13 protein-coding genes and 1 pseudogene are annotated in these 10,967 nt (G+C 71.0%); 9 read left to right on the forward strand and 5 right to left on the reverse strand.

The genetic code is table 11. The features are described 5' to 3' along the window. The 5 genes from VGD44_RS26150 to VGD44_RS26170 form a co-directional block, all read left to right on the forward strand. Positions 1-505 (forward strand): molybdopterin cofactor-binding domain-containing protein (locus tag VGD44_RS26150; protein WP_331091685.1); only part of this gene is annotated, 505 nt, incomplete at its 5' end. A gap of 95 nt (positions 506-600) precedes the next feature. After that, positions 601-900 carry a hypothetical protein gene (locus VGD44_RS26155; RefSeq protein ID WP_331091687.1) on the forward strand — a complete coding sequence of 100 codons (300 nt, stop codon included), beginning with the start codon at positions 601-603 and terminating at the stop codon, positions 898-900. A 161-nt stretch (positions 901-1,061) separates the two neighbouring features. Then, positions 1,062-2,258, forward strand: coding sequence for a helix-turn-helix domain-containing protein (locus VGD44_RS26160; RefSeq protein WP_331091689.1), 1,197 nt, complete (start codon positions 1,062-1,064; stop codon positions 2,256-2,258). Between the two features lie 55 nt (positions 2,259-2,313). Beyond that, complete coding sequence (locus VGD44_RS26165) at positions 2,314-2,688, forward strand: PRC-barrel domain-containing protein (RefSeq protein ID WP_331091691.1); 375 nt, start codon at positions 2,314-2,316, stop codon at positions 2,686-2,688. Between the two features lie 94 nt (positions 2,689-2,782). Next, positions 2,783-3,205: a hypothetical protein gene (locus tag VGD44_RS26170; RefSeq protein ID WP_331091693.1), complete on the forward strand. Its 423-nt coding sequence runs from the start codon at positions 2,783-2,785 to the stop codon at positions 3,203-3,205. Here the strand turns inward: VGD44_RS26170 and VGD44_RS26175 are convergent, their stop codons facing one another. Together VGD44_RS26175 and VGD44_RS26180 are read right to left on the reverse strand one after the other, a co-directional pair. Next, complete coding sequence (locus tag VGD44_RS26175) at positions 3,206-4,324, reverse strand: serine hydrolase (protein WP_331091695.1); 1,119 nt, start codon at positions 4,322-4,324, stop codon at positions 3,206-3,208. 22 nt (positions 4,325-4,346) lie between these two features. Beyond that, a complete protein-coding gene (locus tag VGD44_RS26180) occupies positions 4,347-5,321 on the reverse strand; it encodes a cation diffusion facilitator family transporter (protein WP_331091697.1) in 975 nt (324 codons plus the stop codon). Between the two features lie 123 nt (positions 5,322-5,444). Here VGD44_RS26180 and VGD44_RS26185 point away from each other — a divergent pair, with 123 nt between their 5' ends. From VGD44_RS26185 to VGD44_RS26195, 3 genes are read left to right on the forward strand one after another with little or no spacing between them, the layout of a single operon-like run. Continuing rightward, positions 5,445-5,927 carry a (2Fe-2S)-binding protein gene (locus tag VGD44_RS26185; protein WP_331091699.1) on the forward strand — a complete coding sequence of 161 codons (483 nt, stop codon included), beginning with the start codon at positions 5,445-5,447 and terminating at the stop codon, positions 5,925-5,927. Continuing rightward, positions 5,924-8,014, forward strand: coding sequence for a xanthine dehydrogenase family protein molybdopterin-binding subunit (locus VGD44_RS26190; protein WP_331091702.1), 2,091 nt, complete (start codon positions 5,924-5,926; stop codon positions 8,012-8,014). Before VGD44_RS26185 ends, VGD44_RS26190 begins: the two co-directional genes overlap by 4 nt. 38 nt (positions 8,015-8,052) lie before the next feature. After that, a complete protein-coding gene (locus VGD44_RS26195; protein ID WP_331091704.1) occupies positions 8,053-9,126 on the forward strand; it encodes a GTP-binding protein in 1,074 nt (357 codons plus the stop codon). A gap of 8 nt (positions 9,127-9,134) precedes the next feature. Here VGD44_RS26195 and VGD44_RS26200 read toward each other — a convergent pair whose 3' ends face one another. The 3 genes from VGD44_RS26200 to VGD44_RS26210 all read right to left on the reverse strand — a co-directional run bounded on the left by VGD44_RS26200 (position 9,135) and on the right by VGD44_RS26210 (position 10,454). After that, positions 9,135-9,323, reverse strand: coding sequence for a hypothetical protein (locus tag VGD44_RS26200; RefSeq protein WP_331091706.1), 189 nt, complete (start codon positions 9,321-9,323; stop codon positions 9,135-9,137). Positions 9,324-9,459: 136 nt separating this feature from the next. Further along, positions 9,460-9,879, reverse strand: a complete 420-nt coding sequence (locus tag VGD44_RS26205) for a biopolymer transporter ExbD (protein ID WP_331091708.1) — start codon at positions 9,877-9,879, stop codon at positions 9,460-9,462. 131 nt (positions 9,880-10,010) lie between these two features. After that, positions 10,011-10,454, reverse strand: coding sequence for a biopolymer transporter ExbD (locus VGD44_RS26210; protein ID WP_331091709.1), 444 nt, complete (start codon positions 10,452-10,454; stop codon positions 10,011-10,013). 162 nt (positions 10,455-10,616) lie between these two features. Here VGD44_RS26210 and VGD44_RS26215 point away from each other — a divergent pair. Continuing rightward, positions 10,617-10,967, forward strand: a pseudogene (locus VGD44_RS26215) (WD40 repeat domain-containing protein); the annotation flags it as partial.

Here is a 10,967-nt window from a genome sequence, read left to right on the forward strand (position 1 = left end):
GAAGGCCGGCGCCAATCGGCACCTGGCGGTCCTGAACCTGGCCGCCGAGAAGGCCGGCTGGACCACGCCCGCGCCGGCGGGCTGGACCCGCGGGGTGGCGGTGCATGAGAGCTTCGGCTCGGTCGTGGCCCAGGTCGCCGAAGTGAAGGTCGAGAACGGGGTCCCGAAGGTGGGCCGTGTGGTCACCGCCATCGACTGCGGCACGGCGATCTCGCCCAACCAGATCGCCGCCCAGATGGAGGGCGGCACCTGCTACGGCCTGTCGGCGGCGCTGTTCGGCAACGTCACCTTGACCGGGGGCGTGGTGGATCAGGGCAACTTCGACACCTACCGCGTGCTGCGGAACTCCGAAGCGCCTGCCGTCGAGACCTACATCGTGCCCTCGGGCGCCCCGCCGTCCGGCGTCGGCGAACCGGGGACGCCGGTGATCGGCCCGGCGGTGGCCAACGCGCTCCTGGCCATCACCGGCCAGCCGACGCTGAGCCAGCCCTTTGTGAAGGCGTAGGACCAGGGTCCGGTGGGCCGCAGATGTGATCGCGTTTCCGTGAACCAATCACGGATTCGTGCGCTTCAGCTTGGTATCAAGTCAGGAGAACCCCCATGCGCATCGTGATCGCTGCTGTGGCCGCCCTGGGCGCCCTCAGCCTCGCCGCCTGCAACAACGCCCAGGAGAAGGCGGCGGAGTCCGCCGGGGACGCCGTCGAGGCCCAGGCCAACGCTACGGCGGCCCAGATGCAGGCTACGGCCGACGCCGCCAAGGCGGCCGCCGAGTCCGGCACGGACGCGGCCAAGGCCGAGGCCGAGAAGGCCGGCGAGGCGATCGAGGCCAAGGCCGAGGCGGTGAAGGAAGCCGGCGAGAAGAAGGCCGAGGCGGTCGAGGAGAAGATGGAGAAGCACTAGTCTTCGCCCCGCCACCGCACCTTCGAGGCCCCGCAGCGCAGCAGCTTCGGGGCCTCTTTCATGCGCGGCGATAGGGCGCGTGCACGTGGCGTGCGCGTGGCCTAGGCTTTCCAGACCCGTTACAGGGGGTTACACGAGCCCTTGGGCGTCGAAAGTCGGGTATGGGTCAGCCGCAATCGCAAGCATTCGCCGATCAGGTGGCGCGGGTCCGCGCCGCCGGCGTGCTGGGCCGCAGCCACGGCCTGGCGCGGTTGTTCGACTACCTGGCCGATCCCGCCCACCACGGCCGCACCCCACGCGAAGCCGACGTGGCCCAGGACGTGTTCGGCCGACAGCTGGACCTCTCCGGCGACGCCTCGGTTCGGGTCTACGTGCACCGCCTGCGCAAGAAGCTCGAGGACTTCTACGCCGGGGCAGGCGCGGGCGAGCCGCATCGCCTGGTGATCCCGGTCGGCGACTACCGGCTCGACGTCGTTGCGGCCGCCGTTCCGCCCGAGCCGGCGCGCCGCCCGCGCCCGCGCTGGCTCCTGCCGCTCGTCGCCGGCCTCGCGGCGCTGGCGCTCGGCAACATCGCCGCGTGGGCCTGGATCGCCCGCGACGGCGCGCCGACCCGCGAACTCGCCCGCGCCGCCGCCTCGCCGCTCTGGGCCGGGATCGGGCGCGAGCGGCCGGTGATCGTGGTGGTGGGCGACTACTACATCTTCGGCGACACCGACTATGGCGACGGCCCCAAGCGGATGATCCGCGCCTTCGAGATCAACTCGCCGGCCGACCTCGACGCCTGGCTGATGGACAACCCGCAACTCCAGGGCCGCTACATCGACCTCGACACCTACTACACGCCGGTCGGCGCCACCCTGGCGCTGCGTGAGCTCATGCCGCTGGTCCGACACGCCGCGGGCGGCGGCGAGCGCGTGCAGGTGGTCACCGCATCGCACCTGACGCCCGACATGCTGAAGACCGCCGACATCGTCTACGTGGGCTACCTGTCGGGGCTCAGGGTGCTGCAGGAGCCGGTGTTCGCCCGCTCGCGCTTCGCGATCGGCTCCACCTACGACGAGCTGGTCGACCGCAAGACGGGCGCGACCTATGTCTCGGGCGCCGGCAAGGCCCAGGGCGACCGGCCGAACCGCGACTACGGCTACCTGGCCAGCTTCCGCGGTCCCGCGGGCAACCGGTTCGTCATCGTCGCCGGCAACCGCGACATCGGGGTGATGCAGACCGCCGAGATCGCCGCGGACCCCGCGGCCGTGGGCGCCCTGAGGCTCAAGCCCGGCGGACCGCTTGAGGCCCTCTACGAGGTGGACGGCGTCGGGCGCACCGCTCTGGGCGCCAAGCCGGTCGTGGCCGTCCGCTGAACCCGTTTGGCGGCTTGGCCGTTTAGTTCTCCGATCAAGCGAACGGAGGCCAGCCATGACCGCCAAGAAGCCTGCGCATCCCCTGATCCCCGCCGACCGGGTGAACGGGACCGACGTCGTCAACACGGCCGGCGAGAAGCTGGGCAAGATCGAGGACGTGGCCATCGAGAAGGTCTCGGGCGACGTCGCCTACGCGATCCTGTCCTTCGGCGGCCTGTTGGGCATCGGCGCCAAGTACCACCCGGTGCCCTGGAAGCTGCTCAAGTACGATCCGGACAAGCGCGCCTACGTCGTGCCGATGAGCAGGGACGACCTGCAGCACGCCCCGATGATCGACGAGAAGGAACTGTCGGGCTGGACCGACGCCCAGACCCGGGATTCCATCTACGGCTTCTACTCCAGCTACGGCGTCGGCCCCTACTGGGGTTGAAGGCGTACGGCGAAGGCTGTCAGCTGGGGTTCACGCAGGCCCGGGCAAACATGGGCCTCATCCTTTGGCCTGATCCGAGCGTACTTCCGGTCCGATGCATCGATCCCGTCCGATAGCCGCTGCGCTGTCCCTCGCCCTCGTCGCCGGCCCGGCCGCTGCCGGCGAGCCCGCCAGGGCCGCCTCCACGGGCGGCGTCACGGCCGCTTTCGGCAACACGGTGAAGGCGCTCTATCCCGATGGCCGCTACCAGTGGCTCTGGTTCAAGCCCGACGGCACCTGGGAAGCCTTCGGCCGGCGGGGCAAGTGGTCATCCGGCAAGTGGTCGCAGAAGGCCGCGGGCCAGGTCTGCCTGAAGCAGTCACGGCCGGTCCCCGTGCCCTTCAACTACTGCACGGCGTTCCCGGCCGGCAGCGGCGTGGGCGCCGTCTGGTCGTCGAAGAGCATGGAAGGCGAGCCCATCCGCGTCACCGTCGTGAAGGGCATCCAGCGCCCCGCCGCCACCGGCGCCGCGCGGTAGTCAGTCGGCGACGACGCTGCCGCTGCCGGTATCGCGCAGCCATTGCTCAACCACGGCGCGCGACACCGCCTGCATGAAGGCCAGCCGCGCCGGCACGGAATGGCGCGTGCGGCGCATCATCACCGCCACCGCATAGGTCCGGCCGTCGGGCGCGGTCAGCAGCCCCACGTCGTTGATGCCCAGCGAGGCGCCCTGGAAATCCTGGCCGGTGCCGGTCTTGTGGGCGATCGACCAGCCGGCAGGCAGGCCGCCCTTCAGCCGCCGCGGCCCCGTGCGCGCCGCCGTCATCAGGCCCGTCACCCGCGCCGTGGATTCCGCCGACAGGAGCTCGCCACGCGACAGCGCCGCCAGCGCCGCGGTGATCGCCGCCGGAGAGGCTCCGTCCTGCGGCTCGGCCACATAGGCGTCGGCCGCCGCCTCGCGCACCGGCATCGGCAACGCCTCGCGGGCGTGTTGGAAGTTGCGGCCGAAGCCGTAGGCGTGCTGCCAGGAAAGCCCCGCGGTCAGCGCCTGCAGGTCGCGCTCGTATGCGCCGACCTTCACGTCCTTCAGGCCCATGTCCTCGAGCGCCGCGCCCACGCCCTCCGGGCCGCCCAGCTCGCGCATCAGCCGGTCATTGGCGGCGTTGTCGCTCTCCACCAGCGCGCGCCGCAACAGCTCGGAGACGGGCGCCGCATAGCTGCCCGACCGGTACTCGGCCACGACGGGCTGGAAGAAGACCGAGCGGTCCGCGTCCGTCATCGTGAGCCAGCCGTCGATGGCGACCCGCCCTTCGTCCGCCGCACGCATCAGGGCGATGGCGACCCACAGCTTGGAGACGCTCTGCTGCGGATAGGGCCGGTCCTGGTCGACGCCTGCGGTCCAGCCGTCGGTCACGTCGGTGACCGCGACGCCCACGTCCTCGCGATAGCTGGCGACGAGCTGCTCCAGGCGCGCCTGCAGCGCGGCTGGCGCTTCGGGGGCCGTCTCCTGGAAGATCGTCAGGCGGGTCGCCGTGAGCCGCGCTGAGGCCGCCTGCTTCGTCGCCCGGTCGGCCGACACCAGGCCGCCCGCCAGCGCCGCGGCAGCCACCAGGACGCCGAAGACGATGACGCGCTTGCGGGGAATCCAGCCAGCCATGACCTAGTAACGCTCGAACGCCCTAAGAATGTGCATGGTCGTGGGCATGATCATGGCCGTCCGCACCGCCGCGCACCTCGACGGTCACGTGGCTGAGGCCCGCCAGTCCAGCCAGCCGCGCCCGGTAGGTCGCCACGGGCTTCGGATGCGTCGCGGCGATGACCGCGATCACGGCGTGGTGCCCAGGACCCAGGCGCCAGAGGTGCAGGTCGATCACCCGCTCGCCTTCGTCTGACAGCCTGCGGCGCACTTCGGCGGTGAGTTCGGGCGAGGGATTGATGTCGAGCAGGGCCGCGCCGGCCCGCATCAGCAGCGACCAGGCGAACCGCGCCACCAGGACCGCGGCCAGCAGGCCCGCCAGCGGGTCCGCGAAGCCCAGGTTGGCGAACTCACCCGCCGCCACCGCCGCCAGCGCCAGCACCGAGACGGCCGCGTCGGCGGTCAGGTGCAGGTGGGCGGCCGACAGGTTCAGGTCGCCCTGCGGGTCATTGCGCTGCGCCGCGAGGTGGGTGGGCTTGAGCAGCCAGATGCAGACCAGGTTCACCGCCAGTCCGCCCAGGGCGATCGGCAGGGCGTCCTGGTAGTCCACGGTCTGGGGGTTCAGGAGCCGGATGATGCTCTCGGCCCCGATCAGCACGGCAGTCACCGCCAGGACCACCGCGTTCGCGAAGCCCGCCAGGTAGCCCAGCTTGCCGGTGCCGAAGCTGAAAGCCGGGTTGCCCGCGTGCCGCCGCGCCAGCGCATAGGCCGCAGCCGCCACCAGCAGCGCCGCAACATGCGCGGCCATGTGCAGGCCGCTCGCCATCAGCGCCATGGAGCGGGTCGCCGCCCCGCCGGCCACCAGCGCGACCAGGGTCGCCGCGCAGATCGCGGTCACGATCCAGGTGCGGCGCTCGTTCCGGCGGTGGTCTGCGCCGAGGTAGACCCGGTCGGCCCGGAAGGCGTCCAGCGCTTCAGGGGGGTCCAGCCGGTCCGGGGCGGAGGCGGTGGAGGTCAAGCGCGGTCTCGTCTGGGCGGTGGATGGGAGAATGTTATCTTATAACATATGTCGCCGGTCAAGGCGCGGTTGCCAGCCTGCGTGCGATGCGATTTCGTGCCGGCCGTCTGCGGAGGCAACGTCGTGCGCCAGGCCGTCGAGTTCAAGCTGAACGGATCGCCTGTCCGCGTCGAGGCGGCGGCGGACGCCACCCTGCTCGACGTGCTGCGCGGCGACCTGGGCGTTTCGGGCGCCCGCTACGGCTGCGGCCTGGGTCAGTGCGGCGCCTGTGTGGTGCTGGTGGACGGCCGGCCCGAGACCGCCTGCGCCCTGTCGGCCGAGGCCGTCGCGGGGCGCACCGTGACCTCGGTGGAGGGACTGGGCACGCCCGAGCGCCCACACCCGCTGCAGACGGCGTTCCTCGACCTGCAGGCCGGCCAGTGCGGCTACTGCCTCTCGGGCATCCTGGTGGCCGCCAAGGCGCTGCTCGACCGCAACCCCGACCCCGACCGCCAGCAGATCGCCCGGGCGCTCGACGCCCACCTCTGCCGCTGCGGCGTGCACAACCGCATCCTCGACGCGGTGGCGCTGGCCGCGAGGCGGATGCGTGAAGGCGCCGCCGCGTGATCCCGCCGGCTCTCGCGGCCAACCCGCGGCTCGACCGCTGGATCCGCTTCGAGGCGCCAGGCGAGGTCACCGTCGCCTTCGGCAAGACCGAGAACGGCCAGGGCGTGATGACGGCGCTGGCCCAGATCGCCGCCGACGAGCTGGACGTCGCCTTCGCCCAGGTCCGCCTGCCCGAGCCGATGACAGGAACGATCCCCGACGAGGGCCGCACGGTGGGTTCGATGTCCATCGAGACGTCGGGCGCGGCGCTGCGCGCCGTGTGCGCCGAGGTCCGGGCCTTGGCGCTCACAGCCGCGGCCGAGCGGCTGGGCTGCGGCGTGGCTGAGCTCGACGTGCGCGACGGCGCCGTGCTGCGCGACGGCCGGCCTACGGGCCAGGACTACTGGAGCCTCGGCCTCGACCTCGACCGCGAACCCACCGGTGAGGCGCCGTGGAAGTCGCCGCACCAGCTGCGGATCGTGGGCGTGAGCGAGCCGCGGACGGACCTCGCCCCCAAGCTGTTCGGCGAGGCCTTCCTGCACGACCTCAGGCTGCCGGGCATGCGCCATGCCCGCGTCCTGCGCCAGCCCGGCCCGGGCGCGCGCTTCGCCAGCCTGGACGAGACGGCCGTCCGCCGGGCGGTCCCCGGCGTGGACATCCTCGTCGACCACGACTTCGTGGCCGTGATCGCCGCCACCGAGGCCGAGGCCGTCCGCGCCTTGGAGGCCGCGACCGCCACGATCCGCTGGAACGGCGTCCGCGACGTCTCGCCGACGTTCAGCGAGCCCGCGGCGCTCAAGGCCCTGCCCGCCGAGACCTTCACCGCCGGCGCGCCGGTGGCCGAGCCGGCCAACCGCCGGCGCCACGCCGCCGCCTACGGCAAGCCGTTCATCGCCCACGGCTCGATCGGCCCTTCGGTGGGCGTGGCCGAGCTCAAGGACGGCCGGATGACCGTCTGGGCGCACAACCAGGGGGTCTATCCGCTGGCCGACATGGTGATGCGCGCCACCGGCATCCCGCTGGACGACATCGAGGTGCGCCACGCCTCGGGCGCCGGCAACTACGGCCACAACGGCTCGGACGACGCGGCCTGCGACGCCGCGCTGATCGCCCAGCGCCGGCCGGGCGCACCGGTCCGCGTGCAGTGGCGGCGCGAGGACGAGTTCGGCTGGTCGCCCGTGGGCGCGGCCATGCATATCGAGCTGTCCGGCGAGCTGGACGCCGCCGGCCGCCTCGTGGACTTCACCGCCGAGATCTGGAACCCGCCGCACACCAACCGCGGCGTGGCGCTGCCGGGCGATGCGCTGCCAAAGATCGAGAACCTGCCGCCGCCCCGCCCGCAGCCGGCCATGCCCCCGGGGGTCCGCTTCTCGGGTGGCCTCCTGAACGCCATCCCTTCCTACGACATCGCCGCCACCCGCACGGTCGAGCACGTGGTGAAGCCGCCGGTGCGCACCTCGTCGCTGCGCGGGCTGGGCGGCCCGCCGAACGTCTTCGCCGGCGAGAGCTTCATCGACGAACTGGCCGAGATCGCCGGCCAGGACCCGGTCGCCTACCGGCTCTCGATGCTGAGCGACCCGCGCGGCCGCGCGGTGCTCGAAAGGGCGGCGGAGATGTGCGACTGGCCGCGCCGCTGGGCGGCGGGGACCGGCCGCGGCCTGGGCGTCGCGTACGACCGCCACCGTGGCCGCAGCGCATGGTGCGCCGTCGCCGCCGAGGTGGAGGTTGAGCAGGAGGTCCGGCTGGTGAAGCTGTGGTGCGCCTGCGACGCCGGGCTGATCGTCAATCCCGACGGGGCGCGGAACCAGCTCGAGGGCGGCATGGTCATGGCCGCGAGCTGGACCCTGAAAGAGCAGGTGAAGCTGGGCGGCGCCGGGATCGCCTCGGTCACCTGGGACGACTACCCGATCCTCACCTTCTCCGAAGTCCCGCCCGTCGAGATCGAGCTGCTCAACACCCGAGATCCGCGCCCCTACGGCCTGGGCGAGATCAGCCAGGGCGGCACGATGGCGGCCATCGCCAACGCCGTCGCCCATGCCCTGGGCGCCCGCCTGCGCGAACTTCCCCTCACCCGCGACAAGATCGCTGCGGCGCTGCTGGCGGGCTGAGCTTCCCTCGGGCGCTCACGGCGACTACATGAGCCGCCATGAGCGAGACCCTCACCAAGACACCCGTCACCGTGCTTACCGGCTATCTCGGGGCCGGCAAGACAACGCTGCTGAACCGCATCCTCTCCGAGGACCACGGCAAGAGGTACGCCGTGATCGTCAACGAGTTCGGCGAAGTGGGGATCGACAACGACCTGATCGTCGGCGCCGACGAAGAGGTCTTCGAGATGAACAACGGCTGCGTCTGCTGCACGGTGCGCGGCGACCTGATCCGCGTGCTCTCGGGCCTGATGAAGCGCAAGGGCAAGTTCGACGCGATCATCGTCGAGACCACGGGTCTCGCCGACCCGGCCCCCGTGGCCCAGACCTTTTTCGTGGACGATGACGTTCGCGCCCGCACAGAGCTCGACAGCGTCACCACGGTCGTCGACGCCAAGCACCTCCCGCTGCGCCTGAAGGACAGCCGCGAGGCCGCCGAGCAGATCGCCTTCGCCGACCAGATCATCCTCAACAAGACCGACCTAGTGTCGGAGGCCGAGCTGGCCGAGGTGGAGCGCGCCATCCGCACGCTGAACCCGCTGGCGCCGATCCGCCGGGCCGAGCGCTCGAACGTGCCGCTGGACACGATCCTGGGCCGCCACGCCTTCGACCTGGCCCGGGTGACCGAACTGCAGCCCGATTTCCTGAACCCACCGCACGGCGCGGCCGGCCACGTGCACGACGACCACTGCGATCACGACCACCATGATCACGACCATCACGGCCACGATCATGACCATGACCATGGGCACATCCACGACCATGTGGCCGAGAGCGGCATCTCCTCGATCTCGCTGACGTCCGAGCGGCCGATCGACGGCGCCCGGGTCACCGCCTGGCTCAACAACGTGCTGCAGACCCAGGGCGTCGACATCCTGCGCGCAAAGGGGATTCTGGACGTGAAGGGCGAGGACCGGCGCCTGGTGTTCCAGGCCGTTCACATGATCCTGGAGGGCGACTTCCAGGGGCCGTGGCGCGACGGCGACAACCGCTATTCGCGGTTGGTTTTCATCGGCCGGAACCTGAACGAGGCGGCGCTGAAGGCCGGCTTCGAGAACTGCATCGCCGCCTGAGAGGGCGGCTAGGCGGCGAGCGGCGAGTGCGAGACCAGCGCGCGGAGACGTGAGGCGGCGACGACGTCGGGGCGCAGGATGCCGCACCACTGGACGGCGCGTCCGCCGCGCCACTCGAGGATCAGGCGCTTGCCCTCGGTGCGATACCGCCCGCGGTGGGTTTGGAGTCCCACCGACACCTCAACGACCTGCCACATCTCTGTTCGCGCCTTCGCGCTGTCTACGAGGTCATTCTGACCCCACCTGAACTCACAGGTCTAAACGAACACGTTTACCTGCGGCTTAATGATGAACGGGCGGCTCACCATGGGGACCGCCCGCCCAGGCTAGGGACTAGAACTCCTCACCCACCAGGCCGAGGTTGCCGTAGCCGGCGCGGCGCAGCGTGTTCATCAGGCCCATGAGGGCGCCGTAGCGCACGCCCTCGTCGGCGCGCAGGTAGATCCGCTGCTTGCGGTCAGAACTGCCCAGCGCGGCGGCCGCCGCAGCCGGCAGGCCGTCAAGCGTCGTGGCGCGGTCGCCCACATAGACCCGGCCGTCCAGCGTCAGAGTCACGATCACCGGCTGCGACGGCGCTGCGCTCGCGTTGGACTGCGGCAGATCCACGTTCACCGACACGGTCGAGACCGGCAGCGCGACCATGAAGATGATCAGGAGCACCAGCATCACGTCGACGAAGGGCGTGACGTTGATGTCGGCGTTCTGGCGGATGTTCCAGGGGCTGTTGGACGTGGCGGAGAGGGAAGCAGCCATGTGCGACTCCGTTGCAAGCTACACATGTAAGATATTACACATGTGCATTCTCGCAAGACCCAAATCGCAGGGCACGAAAAAGCCCGCCGAGGTCTCCCCCGGCGGGCTGTCCGATAGTCTGTCCGAAGGGCCTAGAGCTCTTCGTTGATCAGGGCGACCTGGTAGAAGCCGTTGCCCTGCAGGGTGTTCATCACGGCCATGAAGTCGCCGTACAGCACGTCCCGGTCGGCGCGGATGTAGACGCGCTGCTCGGTCGGCGGGATCGCCGGCTCGTCGCGGGCCAGCTGGGCCGACAGGTCGCCGACCAGGCGATCCATGTTCGTGGCCGCCTCACCGATGAAGATCGCCTGGCCGCGCTGGATGTTGATGAGCGTCGGCTCCTTCACCTTGGTGCCGGGGGGCGGCGGGATCGCGGGCGGCAGGTCGAGCTTGATCGACACGGTCGCGGCCGGGATCGACACCATGAAGATGATGAGGAGAACGAGCATGACGTCCACGAAGGGCGTCACGTTCATGTCCGAGTTCTGGCCGAGGTCGAACTTCGAGCCGCCCCCTCCGCCAACCTTTGCGCCCATACGTCCTGGTTCCTTACCCTTCGCGCGCGCAGTCCGCGCTTGTCGCGGCGACCATTGGCAAGCCGCCAAGCCCTTGTAAAGCGTGAAAGCGCTGAACGGCGTTCGAACAGCGGGAACGCCCGGCGCTTGCCCCGCGACGGCTCGACGCACTAAAGCGCGCGCATGAATTTCGACTTCGACGCCTATGTCACCACCGCCCTGTTCGACCGCGCGGGCCGCGCAAGCTTCGCCCTGGGCGACGGATCGGTGCGCTTCGAAGGCGGCGAGCAGGTCGAGGCGCACGACGGCGCGGTGCTGTCGGCCTGCCTGCCGGTCGCCGGCGAGGGCATCCTGACCGGCGGCGACGACGGGCGCGTCGTGCTGTCGACGGCCGCGGGCGCCACGGAACTCGCCAAGGTTCCCGGGCGCTGGATCGAGGCGGTGGCCGCCAGCTCCGACTCCAAGCTGATCGCCTTCGCCGCCGGGCGCGAGCTGCACGTCCGCGACCCGGCCGACGCCGCCTTCGCCCGGGTG

Origin of the sequence: Phenylobacterium sp. (assembly GCF_036402295.1) — a bacterium.
Lineage (GTDB): Bacteria > Pseudomonadota > Alphaproteobacteria > Caulobacterales > Caulobacteraceae > Phenylobacterium.